The sequence below is a fragment of the Streptomyces sp. E2N166 genome (genome assembly GCF_003671715.1).
Classification (GTDB): Bacteria; Actinomycetota; Actinomycetes; order Streptomycetales; family Streptomycetaceae; genus Streptomyces; species Streptomyces thinghirensis.
This window is the reverse complement of sequence record NZ_RAIF01000032.1, coordinates 1370903-1388841: the sequence shown is the minus strand read 5'-3', so window position 1 is coordinate 1388841 and position 17939 is coordinate 1370903. Positions and strand designations below refer to the sequence as shown.

Here is a 17939-nt window from a genome sequence, read left to right as displayed (position 1 = left end):
GCCGCCGCGGGCGAAGAAGTCGGCGAGCGGCAGGATCGCGGCCCCTACGGTGACGGCGTCCGGTCCCAGGGTGCCGAGGTCGATGCGGACGTGGGCGGCCGGATAGGTCAGGGCGTAGGAGGTGGCGTGGGCCGTCACCGACTCCAGGAAGCGCCGGCCGAGCTGCAGTCCGGCCCAGCCGCCGACCAGGATGCGTTCGGGCTGGAAGAGGTTGATCAGGTCGGAGAACCCGGCGCCGAGGTACTCGGCGGTCTCCTCGAGGACGGCCAGCGCCGTGGCGTCGGGTTCCGGGACGCCCCCCGACGCGTCCGGACCGGGGTACGCGGCCGCGAGCATCGCGGTGAGCGCGGTCTCCTCGTCCGCGCCCTCGGGTGGCTGCCCGCCCGCCTCCGCCCAGCGCTGGAGCAGCGCCTCCGCGCCCGCGTACGCCTCCAGGCAGCCCCGCGCGCCGCAGCGGCAGCGGCGCCCGCGCACCCGTACCGTCAGGTGCCCCCATTCCACGGCCCGGCCCGGTCGCATGTCGTCCCCGACCACACAGGCGCCGACACCGGAGCCGAAGAGCACCACCGCCGCGCTCCGCGCGCCCCGGCCGGCGCCGAACCACATCTCCGCCTGGCCCAGCGTCTTGGCCCCGTTGTCGATGTAGTACGGCACCGTCTCGGGCAGGATCCGGGACTCGCGCAGCAACCGCTCCAGCGGAACGGCGTCCCAGCCGATCGTCTGGCCGTGCACGACCGCGCCTTCCCCGGCACTCCTGGCGACGATGCCCGGCACGCCGATCCCGACGCCGAGCAGCCGCTCCGCCGCGATGCCCGCCTCGTCCAGCACCTCGGGGATGCCCTCGCGCAGATGCGTCATGACGACGCCGACGTCGTAGCGGTCCACGCGGCGCGGCCCCTCCGTCTCCAGCGGTCTCTCGACCCGGGCCAGCTCGGTGAGGGCGAGGTCGAAGAGTTCGATCCGCACCCGGGTCTCGCCGATGTCGACGCCGATCATGTAGGCGCTCCGCGCGCTGACGCGCAGCAGCGTGCGGGGGCGGCCGCCGGCGGAGTCGACGCTTCCGGCCTCCTCCACCAGTCCTTCGGCGACCAGTTCGGAGACCACGTTGCTGACCGAGCCGGAACTCAACCCGGTGGCCGGCCCCAGCGAGAACCTGCTGAGCGGCCCGTCGAAATACAACCGTTGCAATACCGCGGTGCGGTTCTGCCGCCGCAGGTCACGCACCGTACGCCCGTTGCGCACCTTCACCCTCGCCCCCTCGTTCCGAAATCCTTACCGCAACTTACATGCGGCCGGGCCCTTGACGCGACCTTCACTTGAGGTTTAACTCACATCCTAAATTAAGCCGTGGGGGCTTCAGGGGAACGCGGGGCGCCGCTCCGGCCCCCCTCCGCGGGCGACCCCGTCACTTCCCGGAAGGCCTCTGGAGCCATGCGCAGAATCAGAGCCGCAGCCGTCGGCGCCGTCACCCTCTCCTTCGCCCTCACCGTGGCCGCCTGCGGCGGGGGATCGTCCGGCACGGAGGGCTCCAACGAGCAGCCGAAGACCCTCACCTACTGGGCCTCCAACCAGGGAGCGAACCTGGAGGTCGACAAGAAGGTCCTCCAGCCGGAACTCGACAAGTTCGAGAAGGAGACCGGCATCGAGGTGAAGCTCGAGGTCGTGCCCTGGGCGGACCTCCTCAACCGCATCCTCACCGCCACCACCTCGGGGCAGGGCCCCGACGTCCTGAACATCGGCAACACCTGGAGCGCGTCGCTGCAGTCCAGCGGCGCCCTCCTGCCCTGGGACGCGAAGAACTTCGAGGCCATCGGCGGCAAGGACCGCTTCGTGGAGTCCGCGCTCGGCTCCACCGGCGTACAGGGGCAGGACCCGGCCGCCGTACCGCTGTACTCCATGGCCTACGCGCTCTACTACAACAAGAGGATGTTCGCCGACGCCGGCGTCGAGAAGCCGCCGGCGACCTGGGAGGAGCTGGCCGAGACCGGCAAGAAGCTCTCCGGGAACGGCAAGTGGGGACTCGGCGCGGAGGGTTCGAACCTCTCCAACAACATCCACCAGGTCTTCGTCCTCGCCAAGCAGCACGGCGCGGACTTCTTCACCCCCGAAGGCAAGGCCGACTTCACCTCCGACGGCGCCGTCGCGGCGGTGAGGCAGTACGTCGATCTGATGGCCAAGGACAAGATCGTCGCACCCGGCAACGCCGAGTACGCCCAGAACCAGTCCCTGAGCGACTTCGCCAAGGACAAGACGGCCATGGTGCTGTGGCAGACCGCGTCGGCCACCTTCGAGTCGCAGGGCATGAGCGAGGACGAGTGGGGCGTCGCGCCCGCCCCCGTGCAGTCCGGCGAGCCCGGCCCCGGCAAGGCCACCAACTCCATGGTCGCCGGCATCAACATGGCCGTCTTCAAGAACACCAAGAACATCGACGGCGCCAAGAAGTTCGTGAGGTTCATGACCAGCGACGAGGAGCAGGTCGTCCTCAACAAGGCCTACGGCTCCATCCCGCCGGTCAAGGCCGCCCAGCAGGACCCGGCATTCAACACCCCGTCCCTCACCGTGCTCCGGGAGACCCTCGCGACCAGTGCCACCGCACTGCCGCAGGTCCCCGAGGAGTCGCAGTTCGAGACCGTCGTCGGCACCGCCGTCAAGGAACTCTTCGCCGACGCCGCAGCCGGCCGGGCGGTGACCGACGATTCGGTGCGGGCCGAGCTCGAGAAGGCCCAGCAGCAGATGCCCAAGAAGTGAGCACGGACACCGCCATGACCACCACCGCTGCCCTCGACGCAGGTGAGCGGACGGCGCGGAAGAACGACCCCGGAGCGGCGCCGCGCAAGCGTCGCTCCGGGCGGCTGCGCCGCATCGCCCTGCCGTACCTGCTGCTGTTCCCCGCGATCCTCCTCGAACTGCTGGTCCACCTGGTGCCGATGGTGATCGGCGTCGTCGTCAGCTTCAAGGAGCTGACCCAGTTCTACATCCGCGACTGGGGTACCGCCCCCTGGGCCGGCTTCGACAACTACGCGATGTCGCTCGACTTCGACGCCCCCGTGGGCGAGGCGCTGCTGAAGTCGTTCCTCACCACCTGCCTGTTCACCGTGGTCTCCGTCGGCCTGTGCTGGATGCTGGGCGTGGCCGCCGCGGTCTTCATGCAGGAGTCGTTCCGCGGCCGGGGCTTCCTGCGCACGATCTTCCTCGTGCCGTACGCGCTGCCCGTCTACGCCGCCGTCATCACCTGGTCGTTCATGTTCCAGCGGGACAACGGGCTGGTGAACCACGTGCTGCACGACCAGCTCGGGCTCACCGCCAGTCCCCCGTTCTGGCTGATCGGCGACAACAGCTTCATCGCACTGCTCGTCGTCTCGGTGTGGAAGGGCTGGCCCTTCGCCTTCCTCATCATCATGGCCGGACTGCAGAACATCCCGAGGGACGTCTACGAGGCCGCCGCCCTGGACGGCGCGGGCGTCTGGCAGCAGGTCCGCCGCATCACCCTGCCGGCGCTGCGCCCCGTCAACCAGGTTCTCGTCCTGGTGCTGTTCCTGTGGACGTTCAACGACTTCAACACGCCCTTCGTCCTGTTCGGCAAGGCGGCGCCGGAGGCCGCGGACCTCATCTCCATCCACATCTACCAGTCCTCGTTCCAGACCTGGAACTTCGGGACGGGCTCCGCGATGTCGGTCCTGCTGCTCCTGTTCCTGCTCGTGGTGACGGGCGTCTACCTCTGGCTCACCTCCCGAGGAAGGAAGGCCACCGATGCCTGACCCCGCCGTCCGGCGACCCCGCTCCCCGATGGCCGCCCCGCGGTCCTTCCTGTGGAGCCGCCGCGTCTTCCTGACCCTCCTGACCGTCTTCGTCCTGCTGCCGGTCTACGTGATGATCTCCAGCTCGCTGAAGCCGCTGGAGGACGTGTCGGGCAAGTTCGAGTGGCTCCCCTCGGGTCTCACCGTGCGCCCGTACTTCGACATCTGGGAAACGGTCCCACTCGCCGACTACTTCGTGAACTCGCTGATCGTGGCGGGCGCGGCCACCCTCTGCTCCGTCACCATCGCCGTCTTCGCGGCCTACGCGGTCAGCCGGTACTCCTTCCGCGGGAAACGCGTCTTCACGGTGACCGTGCTGTCGACCCAGATGTTCCCCGGCATCCTGTTCCTGCTGCCGCTGTTCCTCATCTACGTCAACATCGGCAACGCCACCGGGATCGCCCTGTTCGGCTCCCGCGGCGGCCTGATCCTCACCTACCTCACCTTCTCGCTGCCGTTCTCCATCTGGATGCTGATCGGCTACTTCGACTCCGTGCCCAGGGACCTCGACGAGGCGGCCAAGGTGGACGGCTGCGGACCTCTCGGCGCCCTGTTCCGGGTGATCGTGCCCGCCGCGATCCCCGGCATCGTCGCCGTCGCCGTCTACGCCTTCATGACCGCCTGGGGCGAAGTGCTCTTCGCCTCGGTCATGACCAACGAGACCACCCGCACCCTCGCCGTCGGCCTCCAGGGCTACGCCACCCAGAACGACGTCTACTGGAATCAGGTCATGGCCGCCTCACTCGTCGTCAGTCTCCCCGTCGTCGCCGGCTTCCTGCTCCTCCAGCGCTACCTCGTCACCGGCCTCACCGCCGGCGCCGTCAAGTAGCCGTCCGGGCCCCGGCCCCTGCCCCTGCCCCTGCCCCTGCCCCTGCCCCACTCCACCCGACCAGCCCAGAGAGGCCCTCTGTGTCCGAATCGCTCGACCTCGCCGCCTTCCCCGCCGACTTCACCTGGGGCACGGCCACCTCCGCCTACCAGATCGAGGGCGCCGTCGCCGAGGACGGCCGGGCCCCGTCGATCTGGGACACCTTCTCCCACACCCCCGGCAGGATCGACAACGACGACCACGGCGACGTGGCCTGCGACCACTACCACCGGTGGCCCGAGGACATCGCCCTGATGAAGCGGCTCGGCGCCGGCGCCTACCGCCTGTCCGTCGCCTGGCCCCGTGTCCTGCCCGGCGGCGACGGGCCGGTCAACGCTGCCGGACTCGACTTCTACGACCGGCTCGTCGACGGTCTCCTCGACGCGGGGATCACCCCGAACGTCACCCTCTACCACTGGGACCTTCCCCAGGCGCTCCAGGACCGCGGTGGCTGGACCGTGCGCGAGACCGCGGAGCACCTCGCCGACTACGCCTCGGTCGTGGCCGGCCGCCTCGGCGACCGCGTCACCCAGTGGGCCACCCTGAACGAACCCCTGTGCTCCGGCTGGATCGGCCACCTGGAGGGCCGGATGGCACCCGGCCTGACCGACCTGACCGCCGCCGTACGCGCCTCGTACCACCTTCTCCTCGCGCACGGCCTCGCCACCCGGGCGGTCCGCGCGGCGGTGCCGGGCGCGCAGGTCGGCCTCGTCACCAACCACTCCACCGTCGAGGCCGCCTCGACCCGCCCGGAGGACATCGCGGCGGCCACCCGCATGGACGGCCACACCAACCGCTGGTGGCTCGACCCGGTCTACGGCCGCGGCTTCCCCGGCGACATGCGCGAGCTGTACGGCGTGGACCTGCCCGAGCGCCCGGGCGACCTGGACACGATCGCCGCGCCCCTCGACTGGCACGGCCTCAACTACTACTTCCCGGCGACCGTCACCGACGACCCCCGGGGCCCCGTCCCGTACGCGCGTGAGGTCCGGCTGCCCGACGCACCGCGCACCGGCATGGACTGGCAGATCGACGCCGGCGGCCTGGAGGCCCTGCTGCTGCGCCTGACCGACGAGTACGGAGTCCGCAAGCTGTACGTCACCGAGAACGGCTCCGCGTTCGCGGACACTGTCTCGCCCGACGGCGCCGTCCACGATCCCGACCGGGCCCGTTACCTGGAGCAGCATGTGAGCGCCTGCGCCCGGGCGGTCCGCAAGGGCGCACCGCTGGCCGGCTATTACGCCTGGTCCCTGCTCGACAACTTCGAATGGGCCTACGGCTACGACAAGCGCTTCGGCCTCGTCCACGTCGACTACGCGACACAGGTCCGGACCGTCAAGACGAGCGGCCTGCGGTACGCGGAGATCATCCGCGCCCACGGGGAGTCCCGCGCCTGATCACGCCTGTCCGCCCCTGACCACGCCGATGGCCGGCGCACTCGGTCGCGGCTGGATCCCGATCCTCGGAGCGGGCTGCGACGCGTACGACGTGAAGCGCTCGGCCGACGAGAAGGACGTGGCGGGCGCGTCGCTCGGCATGGCGGGTTTCGTCCCGTTCTTCGGCGCGAAGTTCCCGAAGCAGCTGGAGCGGCTCGACGACGCCGTCACGGCGGGCGAGAAGGCCAAGGACGCCTCCAAGATCACCCGTGGTCTGGACGATCCCGAGTCATCAACGGAGGAGAGGGAGCCGACCTGTGGGCCCTGCTGGCCGACTGGTCCGACAGTGAGGACGAGGAGGAGTGGAAGAAGCACATCCCGCGCTTCTCCCGCCTCATCCGCTGCTGGCAGCGCCTCGGCTTCATCAAGGTGTTCCAGTCCGACGAATGGCCCGCGCACCTCACCAGCGAAACGGTTACCGGTCAGGCCCTGGACGACCTCCTCGCCGATCCCGCCAGCTGGGAGTACCAGGTTCCCGGCCGCTGGACCTGTGTCGGCTCCGGCGACCGGGACATCCACGAGCTGGAGGAAGGCATGTGCGACCGGGAGCGGTGAGCGCCGCGTCCCTCAGCGGCGATGCACGCTGACCGCGTAGCCGCCACCGTCGTACGGATCGGCGTCCCACGTGGCGAAGCGGTCGGTCAGGGTGAGGCCCGCGGCGCCGCAATACGCGTCGTACTCCCCCAGGGTCAGGCTGGGCGGCACGGGCAGATGGTCCCGGTCCAAGCCGAAGCCCGCGACGAGGAGTCCCCCGGGGCGCAGGGCATGGGCCAGCCGGGCGGCGACGGCGGCCTCGGTGCCCTGGGCGAGGAGGGGGAAGATGTTGCCCGCAGCAACGACGAGGTCGAAGCCGGTGGTGACGCCCGCGGTCGCCGGGTCGAAGTCCGACAGGTCGGCCTGCAGCCAGGTCAGTTCCGGCGCCTCGCGACGTGCCACGGCCAGCATGGAAGCGTCACGGTCCACGCCCACGCCCTCATACCCGAGCTGGGCGAGCCGGATCAGAACCCGGCCGGTGCCGCACCCGGCGTCCAGCACCCGCGCCCCAGGGGGCACCAGCGTGGCACACAGTCGCGCCTCGCCGTGCACGTCTTCACCCTGCTCGGCGAGGTGGGCGAACCGAGCCGCGTACTGCTCGCCGGACACGCCACCAGTCAGCTTCTCCCATCGGCTCATGGCCGCAAGCATAGGCACCGGGTGAACGCCCGGGTGCAGGCGCGCATCCTGGGCGTGCATCTGGCTCCCGTCATCGGCATGGGGGTCGCACGCACACCTCGGCGCCGAACTATGTTGTCCCGCCACATGTGCCCCTGACCTGCGGCTTCCTACCGTGTGCCATCACGTACCCGTCCCCACCGCACACGAGGAAGTGGCGCACATGGCCTCCGCAGCATCCGCTCCCCCGACACCCGGCAAACTCAAGCGCATCGTCGCCGCGTCCCTCATCGGCACCACCATCGAGTGGTACGACTTCTTCCTCTACGGCTCCGCCGCCGCCCTCGTCTTCAACAAGCTGTTCTTCCCGGACTCCGACCCGCTGGTCGGTACGCTGCTGTCGTTCCTGACGTACGCCGTCGGGTTCGCCGCGCGTCCGCTGGGGGCGTTGGTGTTCGGGCACTACGGTGACCGGCTCGGGCGCAAGAAGCTGCTGGTGCTCAGCCTGTTGATGATGGGCGGGGCGACGTTCGCGATCGGGCTGCTGCCCACGCACGCGACGATCGGTACGGCCGCTCCCGTGCTGCTGACCGTGCTGCGAATCGTCCAGGGCTTCGCGCTCGGCGGCGAGTGGGGCGGCGCCGTGCTGCTGGTGTCGGAGCACGGGGACGCGCGGCGGCGCGGTTTCTGGGCGTCGTGGCCGCAGACCGGGGCGCCGGCGGGGCAGCTGCTGGCGACCGGCGTGCTGTCGCTGCTGACGGCCGTGCTGTCGGACTCCGCGTTCAACAGCTGGGGCTGGCGGATACCGTTCCTGCTCTCCGGAGTGCTGGTCATGGTCGGTCTGTGGATCCGTCTGTCCGTCGACGAATCCCCCGTCTTCAAGCAGGCGTTGGCGCAGGCCGAGACGCGCAAGGTGAATGCCGAGCCGCTTCCGATCGTCGCCGTGCTGCGGCACCACTGGCGCGACGTGCTGATCGCGATGGGCGCGCGGATGGCGGAGAACATCAGCTACTACGTCATCACGGCCTTCATCCTCGTCTACGCCACCACGGCCGCCGACGTCTCCAAGCAGAGCGCGCTCAACACGGTGCTGATCGCCTCGGCCGTGCACTTCGCGGTCATCCCGGCCTGGGGCGCGCTGTCGGACCGGATCGGCCGGCGTCCGGTGTATCTGCTGGGCGCGGCCGGTGTCGGGCTGTGGATGTTCCCCTTCTTCATGCTGATCGACACCGGTGACTTCGGCGCTCTGCTCCTCGCGGTGACCGTGGGCCTGTTGCTGCACGGCGCGATGTACGCGCCCCAGGCGGCGTTCTTCTCCGAGATGTTCGCGACCCGGATGCGCTACTCGGGTGCGTCCATCGGCGCGCAGTTCGCCTCCGTCGCGGCCGGCGCCCCCGCGCCGCTGATCGCCACCGCACTGCTGGACAAGTACGACAGCTCCGCCCCGATCTCCCTCTACGTCATCGCCGCGGTCGTCCTGACGCTGATCGCCGTGGGTGTGGCGAAGGAGACCCGCCACCGGGACCTCAACGAGGTCATGCCCTCCACCGAGGACACGGACAGGGACGCGGACGTGAAGGAGGCGGAGGGGAGCGCCTCGGGGGCGCCGGGAGCGCGCACCCTCTGACCTGCCCTGCCGCCGGCCCCCGTTACGCCGTGTGCGTACGGGGGTCAGTGCTGGGCCGGTATCGACAACCGGTGCAGTCTCAGGGCCAGTTGTATCTCCAGCGCGCGATCGGGGCTCTGCCAGTCGTCGCCCAGGAGGCGGCCGACGCGTTCGAGGCGCTGGGCGACAGTGTTCACGTGGACGTGCAGGGCGTCCTTGGTGCGGGCGGGACTCATGCCGCAGGCGAAGTACGCGTCGAGCGTGCGCAGGAGTTCGGTGCCGCGCCGCTCGTCGTAGGCGACGACCTGGCCGATGGTGCGCTCGACGAAACCGGAGACGTTCTGGTCCCCGGCCAGCAGCAGTCCCAGGAATCCGAAGTCCTCGGCGGCCGCGCCGTCCCCGGAGCGGCCCAGCAGGCGCAGGGCGTCGAGGCAGCGTCGGGCCTCGGCGTAGGCGGCGGCCACGGCGTCGGGGTGGGCGGCGAGATCCTCCACGGGGGCCGAGGCGCCGACGGTGACGGCCTCGTGGACGGCCGTGCCCAGCTGGCGGGCGGTGCGGCGGGCCAGGTCCGTGGCACCGTCCCCCGCGGTCAGGGGCAGCAGCAGTACGGTGCCGCCGTCACGGGCGGCGGCCAGGCCGTGACGGGTGGCGGCGAGGTGGGAGGCGGCGGCCCACAGGCGTCTGCGCGCGTCCGCCTCCTGATCGGCGTCGGATGCGGTGGCGTCGAGGCGGGCGGCGAGTACGACGTGGGTGGCGTCCAGGTCGGCGCGCAGTCGTCGGGCGCGGTCGCCCAGCAGGCGCGGGTCGCGGTCGCGGGCGTCGAGCAGGTCGTCCAGCAGCTCGCCGCGTACGCGCTGTTCGGCTTCGGCGGCGGAGCGCCGGGCGAGCAGGAGGAGCGAGGTGACCATCGCGGCGCGCTCCAGGGTGAGCTGGTCGACGGGGTCGAGTCCGGGGTGGCCGCGCAGGACGAGGGCTCCGAGCAGTTCGTCGCCGGCGGCGACGGCGGCGATCCAGTCGTCCTCGTGCCGCACCGCGTGCCCCTCGGCCCGGGATGCTTCCAGGGCGCGCGGCGGTGCCGAGGCGGCCTCGGTGAACTCGACGGTGCCGGCCAGGACCTGGGAGACGGCGGCGGCCACGTCGTGGACACCACCGCCGCGCAGGACGAGCTCGGCGAGCCGGTCGTGGACGTCGGAGGCGCGCTCGATGACGCCGCTGCGGTCCCGGATGATCTCGTTGGCCCGCTCCAGGCCGGCGAGGGCCGATCGGGTCTCGGCGAGGAGGTTCGCGGTGTCGATGGCGGCTGCCGCGAGGGCGGCGAAGGAGCCGAGCAGGGCGATCTGCTCGCGTTCGAAGACGCGGGCGCGCCGGTCCGCGGCGAAGAGCACCCCGATGACGTGGTGGCCGAGCATGAGGGGCACGCCGAGAATGGCGACCAGGCCCTCGTCGCGTACACCCGCGTCGATGGTGCGGGTGTGCTGGAAGCGGGCGTCCTTGAAGTAGTCGTCGGTGACGTAGGGGCGGGCTGTCTGGGCGACGAGGCCGCCGAGTCCCTCCCCCATGCCGAGGCGCAGCTGCTGGAAGCGGGCCGCGACCGAGCCCTCGGTGACGCGCATGTAGGTGTCGCCGCGGGCCGTGTCGTTGAGGCTGAGGTAGGCCACGTCGGTGCCGAGCAGCGAGCGGGCCCGTTGCACGATCGCGCGCAGGACCGCGTCCAGGTCGCGCAGACCGGCGAGGTCGTGGGCCGTCTCGAACAGCGCGGACAACTCGGCCTCACGCCTGCGCCGGCCCTCCAGCTCGGAGCGCACACGCAGGGCGAGGTTCCTCGCCTCTTCGAGCGCGGTGATCCGCTCGGCGGGTCCCCCCTCGGCGCGGGCGAGCAGCACCGGCTGCTCGTAGGCGTCGGCGGACGCGCCCCGGGCCAGCAGCTCCAGGAACGGCGTCTCGACGGCGGCGGCCGGGCTCCCGGCCTCGCCGACCGGCGCCCCGGCATCGTGGGCGGCGCGCTCGGCGGACTGGACGTGATCGCGGGACATGCTCACAGGATTCCCCATCGCACGGTCGTCCCGGCAGCCCTGTGGAAAACCCCGGCCGCCGAGGGCTCACCCGGCTCGGTGAGCGGGCCGGGCCGCCACCCTGATCAGTGCGCGGTCCAGCCGCCGTCCAGGACGAGTGAGGTGCCGGTGACGAAGGACGCCTGCGGGCCGCAGAGGTAGGCCACGGCCTCGGCGACCTCCTCCGGTTCGATGAGCCGGCGCACGGCGCTGTCCCGCAGCATGACGTCGGTCAGCACCTGCTCCTCGGGGATGCCGTGGGCCCGGGCCTGGTCGGTGAGCTGCTTTTCGACGAGCGGTGTGCGCACGTAGGAGGGGTTCACGCAGTTGGAGGTGACGCCGTGGGCGGCGCCTTCGAGGGCGGCGGTCTTGGACAGTCCCTCCAGCCCGTGCTTGGCGGAGACATAGGCCGCCTTGTAGGCCGAGGCACGCAGGCCGTGGACGGAGGAGATGTTGACGATACGGCCCCAGCCCTGCCCGTACATGTGGGGCAGGGCGCCGCGGATGAGGCGGAAGGGGGCCTCCAGCATCACGGTGAGCACGGTGTGGAAGACGTCCGGCGGGAACTCCTCGATGGGCCGCACCAACTGCAGCCCGGCGTTGTTGACGAGGACGTCGGTGCCGGCGGCGGCGAGCTCGGCGGCGTCCAGGTCGGTCAGGTCCAGGACGTGGGGTTCGACGCTGCCCGCGAGGCCCCCGCAGCTCTCGGCGAGCGCGTCGAGCCCGACGGAGTCCCGGTCGACCGCTCTGACCTTGGCCCCGGCGGCGGCAAGCCGCTGCGCACAGGCACGGCCGATGCCGCCGGCGGCGCCGGTGACGAGGGCGGTACGGCCGCCGAGGTCGAGCGGGGAGGCGTGAGGGGCCGGGAGGACAGTGGGCGAGGTCATATCTCCGACCCTAGGCAGCGTCCACCGCACCCCCCATGTGGGCACACCCCATACTTCAGATGCAGCCAGTGGGGTCGAACCATGTGGGGGCGTCGGACAGCGCCTGCTTGACCCGGGCCTGACCGAACTCCTTGAGGTCCGGCAGGGCGTCCACCGCGAACCAGCCCACGTCCAGCGACTCGTCGTCGTTGACCCGGGCGTCGCCACCGACGGCCCGGCAGCGGAAGGTGATGTCCATGTACTGGCAGACGTCACCGTTGTCGTACGTGACCGGGTTCAGCGCCTGGACGAGGACCACGCGCTCGACGACGCATCGTACGGCCGTCTCCTCCTCGACCTCGCGCACCGCGCAGGCGGCGGGCTGCTCCCCCGGTTCCGGGATGCCGCCGATCAGTGACCAGCGCCGGTTGTCGGCACGCCGGTTCAGCAGCACGCGGCCCTCGTCGTCGAAGACGACGGCGGTGACCCCGGGGAGCCACAACAGCTGGTGTCCGGCCGAGACGCGCAGGTCGCGGATGAAGTCGGGAGTAGCCATGCGCACGACCCTAACGGGCGGATCGGGCCACTCCGGGCGGGGCCGCGGGGCGTGCGGCGGGCGTACGGCTACACGCCACGGGAGCGTCGCCCGCGCACACCGGCGCCCACCGCCCAGCCGAGCCCGCCGGCCGCGACCAGCACCAGGGCGATCTCGGGCGCCACGCCCAGCCGGGTGGCGGGCGTCTCGGAGGAGCGCAGGGGCACCTCCTGGACCAGGGAGTCCGCCACGAACATGCCGGTCCTCTGCGTGATCCTCCCGTCCGGCATGATGATCGCACTGACGCCGCTGGTCACCGGCACGGTGACGGTCCGGCTGTGCTCGACCGCCCGGACGCGGGACATGGCGAGCTGCTGGTAGGTCATCTCGCTGCGGTCGAACGTCGCGTTGTTGCTGGGCACGGAGATCATCTGGGCGCCGTCGGTGACCTCGGAGCGCACCGCCCAGTCGAAGGCGGCCTCGTAGCAGGTGACGAGCCCGACCTTGGTGCCGGCCATGGTGAACACGCCCGGTTCGGTGCCACGGCTGAAGTCCTGGCTGACCATGGAGGTCCAGTCGTCGTTGATCGCCCCGATGAGCGAGCGCAGCGGGAGGTACTCGCCGAAGGGCTGGATCTGCCGCTTGTCGTAGGTGTCGACCGGGCCCTCGTCGGGGTCCCACAGGATCTGTTCGTTGAGCAGCTTGCCTTCGCGTTCCACGACGCCGCCGACCGAGATGGGCACACCGATCGCCTTGGCGGCCCGGTCGATGACCAGCCGCGCGTCGGCGTTGGCGAACGGGTCGATGTCCGAGGAGTTCTCCGGCCAGAGCACGAAGTCGGGCCGGTCCACCTCGCCGGCCTCGACCTCGGCGGCAAGGCGTCGCGTCTCGCGCGCGTGGTAGTCGAGTACGGCCCGCCGCTGGGCGTTGAAGTCGAGGCCCGCGCGCGGCACGTTGCCCTGGACCACGGCGACGGTCGCGGTGCCGTCCTCCGCCTTGTCGCTGACCAGCGGCCGGGCCGCCAGGGCGCCCACGACGGGTACGGTCACGCTGAGGAGGGCCACCGCCGCCGCGCTCCGCCGCACCTCTGTGGTGCGGCGCGCCAGAAAGGCCAGGCGCACGGCCTCGTAGAGGCCGAAGCCGCACAGGACGACCGCGAACCCGAGTACCGGTGTACCGCCGACCGCGGCCAGCGGCAGGAACACGCCGTCCGCCTGCCCGAACGCGATCTTGCCCCAGGGGAAGCCCTCGAAGGGCACGCGCGCGCGTGCGGCCTCTCCCGCGATCCACAGCGCCGCCGCCCACACGGGCCAGGCCGGCAGTTTCGACACGGCGGCGACGCCCACGCCGACCAGGGCGACGAAGAGCGCCTCGATCGCGACCAGGGCGAGCCAGGGGCCGGGGCCGACCTCCACGCCGGTCCACACCAGCAGCGGCAGCAGGAAGCCGAGGCCGAAGAGGTAGCCCAGGCCGAGACCCGCCTTCCAGCCGCGGCCGCGCAGCGCCCAGCCGAAGACGGCGAAGGCGGGCAACGCCAGCCACCACAGGGTGCGCGGCGGGAAGCTGACGTAGAGCAGCACTCCGGAGAGCGCGGCGGCGGCGGCCGGGAGGAGGCGCGGGAGCCGCGCGGCGACCCGCGAGACGCGCGTGGTCTGCGGCTGCGTCCGGTCCGACTCGCCGACGGAGGTTGCGGTGGCTGTCACCCCCCGGAGTGTACGGCGGGTGACCACGCCGCCGACAGCGCGGTCGGAGGTCGCCGCGGGCTCCTGGCGGCCGGTGCCGCACCGTTTCGGCAGATCCGGGTGCCGAGCGGTCCACACTCCACCGACCAGCCGTTACGGTGTGCCGGAGCCTCAATCGTCGGCCCGAGCCGGCCGGGTGACCGGGGCTCGTCAGGTCGTCGCACGGACGCGCCGGCGCGAGCCCCGAGCGGTGGGGCGGTGTGCGGGGCGCTCCTTACGGTCGCGGCCCTGGTGCCGCGCGCTGGCCGGGCGTCCGCCCCGGCGCCGGCGAGCGGCGTACGACCTCGGGACGACCGGATGTCCTGGTGAGGGCCGGGGCTTCGGTGCCGGTAAGGCCGACCGCTTCGGTGCCGGTAAGGGGGAGAAGCCGGGCCGGCGCGGAGCGCCGCCGAGCCGCGCGGGGCGACCTCGTCGGGCGCGTGCCTTGCGTGGCTGCCCGGACGTGGCGGTCCGGGCGGCTTCGCTCTCCGCGGGGTGCGCGAGGGCTCGTCCCGGCCGGAGCCTCGCCGCGCTCAGTGCGCCGCGCCGGGAGCCTTCGGGCGCAGGCGGTCCTTGATGACCTGGACGGCCGCTTCGGCGTCGTCCACGGTGATCGTGAAGGTGTGGCCGTCCCACAGGCGCAGGATCACGCCCTCCCCACGCCGTACGACGACCGCGGTGCCCTTCTCGGGACGCCAGCGGTAGCCCCAGCCGCCCCAGTGGCGCGGGGTGACGCACGGGGCGAACTCGGCGCCCGCGACGTGCGAGAGGGGGATGCGGCGACGGGGCACGCCGATGTGGCCGCAGCGCACTTCGAGGCATTCCTCGTCGACTCTCAGGGCGACGTGCACGAACGCCAGCGTGCCGAAGAGGACCAGCAGTCCCGCCGCGATGCAGCCGACGACCGCCATGGCCAGCGGGGCGACGCCGGACTCCCAGGCCGATTCGACGGCCAGCGCGATGCCGAGCGCCATGCACGCGGCGCCGATGAGCGCCAGGAACCACTGGACCCGGTTGGTGGCACGTCCGGTCCAGACGTCCGGCTGGGGGGTGGTCTCGCCGTGGCGATGCCTCATGGACAAGAGGTTACTGCCGTTTCGCTGCGCGCGTACCCAGTCGCAGAGCGTGACTGGGCCGACCGGGCGTGCCCGCCGGTCAGCGCGCGGGTGCGACCGCTCGCAGGAGCCGGCCCTCGTCGTAGGCCAGTGCGGGCGCGGGCAGCGTGCCCTCGCGTCCGCTCAGCAGCACGGTGAGGGTGCCCTCGGCCGGGGCCCCGGGGTCGGGGTCGGCTCCGATCCGGCGCAGCGCCTGGGCGGCGACGGCCCCGGCGGAGCCGTGCAGGACGAGGCGCGGGGCGCCGGGGCGCTGAACGGCGGCGCGGATGCGTTCGGCGACCAGTTCGTAATGGGTGCAGCCCAGGACGACGGTCGTCACCGCATCGGGTGTCAGGGCGGCCGCGGCGGCGATCGCCGCGGTGATCGCGGTCTCGTCCGCGTGCTCGACGGCGTCGGCGAGCCCCGGGCACGGCACCTCGGTGACGGTCGCGTCGCCGGCGAACTCCTCGATGAGACCGCGCTGGTAGGGGCTGCCGGTGGTGGCGGGCGTGGCCCAGATCGCCACGGGGCCGCCGCCGGCCGCGGCGGGCTTGATCGCCGGGACGGTGCCGATGACCGGCAGTGCGGGCTCCAGCCGGGCACGCAGTGCGGGCAGGGCGTGCACGGTGGCGGTGTTGCAGCCGACGATCAGGACGTCGGGACGGTGCGCGGCGGCGGCCTCGGCGACGGCGAGGGCCCGCTCGGTCAGGTCCTCGGTGGTGCGCGGTCCCCACGGCATGCCGTCGGGATCCAGGGAGAGGATGAGATCGGCGTCCGGTCGCAGGCGCCGTACCGCGGCGGTGGCCGCCAGCAGACCGATTCCGGAGTCCATGAGAGCGATCTTCACCGGGCCACCATAGACGATGGGCCGCCGCGGGCCGCGGCCGTGGGGCAGACTGCGCACGTGAGCGCCGATGCGTGGACCTCCGTCGTGACCGCCGTATCCGCCCTGTCCCTCGCCGCCTGGCTGTGGCTGCTGCTCGCCCGGGGCTTCTTCTGGCGTACGGACGTCAGGCTGCCGTCCCGGGAGGATCCGGACGTCTGGCCCTCCGTGTGCGTCGTCGTCCCGGCGCGCGACGAGGCGGCGGTCCTGCCGAGGAGTCTGCCGTCGCTGTTGGCCCAGGACTACCCGGGACGGGCGGAGGTCTTCCTGATCGACGACGGCAGCGCGGACGGAACGGGTGAGCTGGCCTGCGAGCTGGCCCGGCGCCACGAGGGTCTCCCGCTCACCGTGGCCTCGCCCGGGGAGCCGCCCGCAGGCTGGACGGGCAAGCTGTGGGCGGTGCGGCACGGCGTCGACCTGGCACGCGCGCGTGAGCCCGAGTACCTGCTGCTGACGGACGCCGACATCGCCCACGCGCCGGACAGTCTGCGCCGGCTGGTGGCCGCTGCCCGCACGGGCGGTTTCGACGTCGTCTCGCAGATGGCCCGGTTGCGGGTGGAGAGCGTGTGGGAGCGGCTCGTGGTGCCGGCCTTCGTCTACTTCTTCGCACAGCTGTACCCGTTCCGGTGGATCGGCGCGAAGGGGGGAACGGCGGCGGCCGCGGGTGGCTGTGTGCTGCTGCGCGCCGAGGCCGCCGAACGGGCTCGGATCCCGGACGCCATCCGGCACGCCGTCATCGACGACGTGGCCCTCGCCCGGGCGGTCAAGGGCGACGGCGGCCGGATCTGGCTGGGCCTGGCCGACCGGGTGGACAGTGTGCGTCCGTATCCGCGGTTGCACGACCTGTGGCGCATGGTCTCGCGCAGCGCGTACGCGCAACTGCGGCACAACCCGCTCGTGCTCGCCGGAACGGTCGCCGGCCTGGCTCTGGTGTATCTGGTGCCGCCGGCGTCGGTGGTCGTGGGCGCGGCGACGGGGAGTGCGGCGGCGGCCGTCCTCGGCGCCGCCTCCTGGCTGGTGATGGCGGGGACGTACGTGCCGATGCTGCGCTACTACCGGCAGGGGCTGTGGCTCGCGCCGCTGCTGCCGTTCACCGCGTTCCTGTACCTCCTGATGACGGTCGACTCGGCGGTGCAGCACTACAGGGGGCGCGGTGCGGCCTGGAAGGGCCGCACTTACACCCGTCCGGGCGCCGTGCCCGAGGAGGGCTGAGCGCCCGCGCCGGCCGCGGGGTTCACTTCCGGCCGGGGGTCCAGTTCATGCCCCAGCCGTAGGCGTGGTCGACCGTTCGCTGAGGACTCACGCCGCGTTCGGGCACCAGGTAGCGGGCCTCGCGCTGGACGACCAGGTCGCTGCCGGTGTTGGTGATCAGCGCGAGGGCGCACACCGTCGAGGGAACCGTGCACTCGTCGAGCGAGAAGTCGATCGGGGCGCCGTACTGCGGCTGGAGGGTGACCGTTGCGTGCAGGTCGGCGAAGGAGCGCGCTCCCTCGTAGATGGTGACGAAGACGAGGATGCGCCGGAAGTACTGCTTGTGGTCGAGGTTGACGGTGAGGTTCTCGCCGCTCGTCACGGCGCCGGTGCGGTCGTCGCCGTCGAGGTGGATGAACGGTGGCTGGTGCAGGGACCCGAAGGCGTTGCCGAGGGCTTGGACGACTCCCTTGCTGCCGTCGGTGAGTTCGTACAGGCAGCACAGGTCGAGGTCGAGGTCGTCGTGCATGGCGACCGGGCGGCCGAGCTTGCGGGCCCAGCCCGAGAACTGTTTGCGCATCTGCCAGTTGAGGTTGACGCGCATGGCGCCCGAGGTGCCGCCCTGCTTGGTCAGCGAGACGGAGGGGGCCGCCTTGGTGAGCGTGACCTTGGTCAGACGGACCGGCTCCGCGGCGGACGCCGACGGGGGCGGCGGGACGGCGGCCGGCCGCGTCGCGGG

General features: G+C 72.0%; 15 protein-coding genes and 1 pseudogene. 7 read left to right on the top strand and 9 right to left on the bottom strand.

Annotated elements, in window-relative coordinates:
• On the bottom strand, positions 1-1248 hold a 1248-nt coding region (locus EBH09_RS33195), incomplete at its 3' end, for an ROK family protein (protein WP_153182754.1).
• A gap of 183 nt (positions 1249-1431) precedes the next feature.
• Between EBH09_RS33195 and EBH09_RS33190 the strand changes: the two genes are divergently transcribed.
• From EBH09_RS33190 to EBH09_RS33165, 5 genes are all read left to right on the top strand, one after another.
• The gene (locus tag EBH09_RS33190; RefSeq protein WP_121750527.1) at positions 1432-2748 is read left to right on the top strand and encodes an extracellular solute-binding protein; all 1317 of its coding nucleotides are present in this window, start codon (positions 1432-1434) and stop codon (positions 2746-2748) included.
• 14 nt (positions 2749-2762) lie between these two features.
• Entirely contained in the window at positions 2763-3758 is a 996-nt protein-coding gene (locus EBH09_RS33185) for a sugar ABC transporter permease (RefSeq protein ID WP_121751131.1), read from the top strand.
• Between the two features lie 28 nt (positions 3759-3786).
• Positions 3787-4626, top strand: coding sequence for a carbohydrate ABC transporter permease (locus EBH09_RS33180; RefSeq protein WP_121751130.1), 840 nt, complete (start codon positions 3787-3789; stop codon positions 4624-4626).
• 80 nt (positions 4627-4706) lie between these two features.
• Entirely contained in the window at positions 4707-6062 is a 1356-nt protein-coding gene (locus tag EBH09_RS33175) for a GH1 family beta-glucosidase (protein WP_121750526.1), read from the top strand.
• A gap of 408 nt (positions 6063-6470) precedes the next feature.
• Positions 6471-6656, top strand: a complete 186-nt coding sequence (locus EBH09_RS33165; RefSeq protein ID WP_121750524.1) for a hypothetical protein — start codon at positions 6471-6473, stop codon at positions 6654-6656.
• A 12-nt stretch (positions 6657-6668) separates the two neighbouring features.
• Here the strand turns inward: EBH09_RS33165 and EBH09_RS33160 are convergent, their stop codons facing one another.
• Positions 6669-7274, bottom strand: coding sequence for a class I SAM-dependent methyltransferase (locus EBH09_RS33160; protein ID WP_121751129.1), 606 nt, complete (start codon positions 7272-7274; stop codon positions 6669-6671).
• Between the two features lie 202 nt (positions 7275-7476).
• Here EBH09_RS33160 and EBH09_RS33155 point away from each other — a divergent pair, with 202 nt between their 5' ends.
• Entirely contained in the window at positions 7477-8880 is a 1404-nt protein-coding gene (locus EBH09_RS33155; RefSeq protein ID WP_121750523.1) for an MFS transporter, read from the top strand.
• Between the two features lie 44 nt (positions 8881-8924).
• On the opposite strand, the gene EBH09_RS33150 is transcribed toward EBH09_RS33155, so the two are convergent.
• The 6 genes from EBH09_RS33150 to EBH09_RS33125 all read right to left on the bottom strand — a co-directional run bounded on the left by EBH09_RS33150 (position 8925) and on the right by EBH09_RS33125 (position 15973).
• Positions 8925-10892, bottom strand: a complete 1968-nt coding sequence (locus EBH09_RS33150; RefSeq protein ID WP_193776662.1) for a GAF domain-containing protein — start codon at positions 10890-10892, stop codon at positions 8925-8927.
• A gap of 104 nt (positions 10893-10996) precedes the next feature.
• Positions 10997-11797, bottom strand: coding sequence for a 3-hydroxybutyrate dehydrogenase (locus EBH09_RS33145; RefSeq protein ID WP_121750522.1), 801 nt, complete (start codon positions 11795-11797; stop codon positions 10997-10999).
• 55 nt (positions 11798-11852) lie between these two features.
• Positions 11853-12332 (bottom strand): NUDIX domain-containing protein, encoded by a 480-nt coding sequence (locus tag EBH09_RS33140; protein WP_121750521.1) that lies wholly within the window; start codon positions 12330-12332, stop codon positions 11853-11855.
• Between the two features lie 68 nt (positions 12333-12400).
• Positions 12401-14014: an apolipoprotein N-acyltransferase gene (gene lnt, locus EBH09_RS33135; RefSeq protein WP_121751127.1), complete on the bottom strand. Its 1614-nt coding sequence runs from the start codon at positions 14012-14014 to the stop codon at positions 12401-12403.
• Between the two features lie 551 nt (positions 14015-14565).
• Positions 14566-15108 (bottom strand): hypothetical protein, encoded by a 543-nt coding sequence (locus tag EBH09_RS33130; RefSeq protein WP_121750520.1) that lies wholly within the window; start codon positions 15106-15108, stop codon positions 14566-14568.
• A 79-nt stretch (positions 15109-15187) separates the two neighbouring features.
• Positions 15188-15973, bottom strand: a complete 786-nt coding sequence (locus EBH09_RS33125; protein ID WP_193776661.1) for an aspartate/glutamate racemase family protein — start codon at positions 15971-15973, stop codon at positions 15188-15190.
• 39 nt (positions 15974-16012) lie between these two features.
• On the opposite strand from EBH09_RS33125, the gene EBH09_RS33120 reads away from it, so the two are divergent.
• Positions 16013-17221, top strand: coding sequence for a glycosyltransferase (locus EBH09_RS33120; RefSeq protein WP_193776660.1), 1209 nt, complete (start codon positions 16013-16015; stop codon positions 17219-17221).
• Between the two features lie 22 nt (positions 17222-17243).
• Here EBH09_RS33120 and EBH09_RS39520 read toward each other — a convergent pair.
• Positions 17244-17939: pseudogene (locus EBH09_RS39520) on the bottom strand (Tellurium resistance); the annotation flags it as partial.

Bases quoted from the DNA above. Each gene is read 5' to 3' on its own strand.
- EBH09_RS33190 (WP_121750527.1), top strand. From the start codon at position 1,432: ATGCGCAGAATCAGAGCCGCAGCCGTCGGCGCCGTCACCCTCTCCTTC.
- EBH09_RS33150 (WP_193776662.1), bottom strand. From the start codon at position 10,892: ATGTCCCGCGATCACGTCCAGTCCGCCGAGCGCGCCGCCCACGATGCC.
- EBH09_RS33130 (WP_121750520.1), bottom strand. From the start codon at position 15,108: ATGAGGCATCGCCACGGCGAGACCACCCCCCAGCCGGACGTCTGGACC.
- EBH09_RS33145 (WP_121750522.1), bottom strand. From the start codon at position 11,797: ATGACCTCGCCCACTGTCCTCCCGGCCCCTCACGCCTCCCCGCTCGAC.
- EBH09_RS33140 (WP_121750521.1), bottom strand. From the start codon at position 12,332: ATGGCTACTCCCGACTTCATCCGCGACCTGCGCGTCTCGGCCGGACAC.
- EBH09_RS33155 (WP_121750523.1), top strand. From the start codon at position 7,477: ATGGCCTCCGCAGCATCCGCTCCCCCGACACCCGGCAAACTCAAGCGC.
- EBH09_RS33160 (WP_121751129.1), bottom strand. From the start codon at position 7,274: ATGAGCCGATGGGAGAAGCTGACTGGTGGCGTGTCCGGCGAGCAGTAC.
- EBH09_RS33185 (WP_121751131.1), top strand. From the start codon at position 2,763: ATGACCACCACCGCTGCCCTCGACGCAGGTGAGCGGACGGCGCGGAAG.
- EBH09_RS33180 (WP_121751130.1), top strand. From the start codon at position 3,787: ATGGCCGCCCCGCGGTCCTTCCTGTGGAGCCGCCGCGTCTTCCTGACC.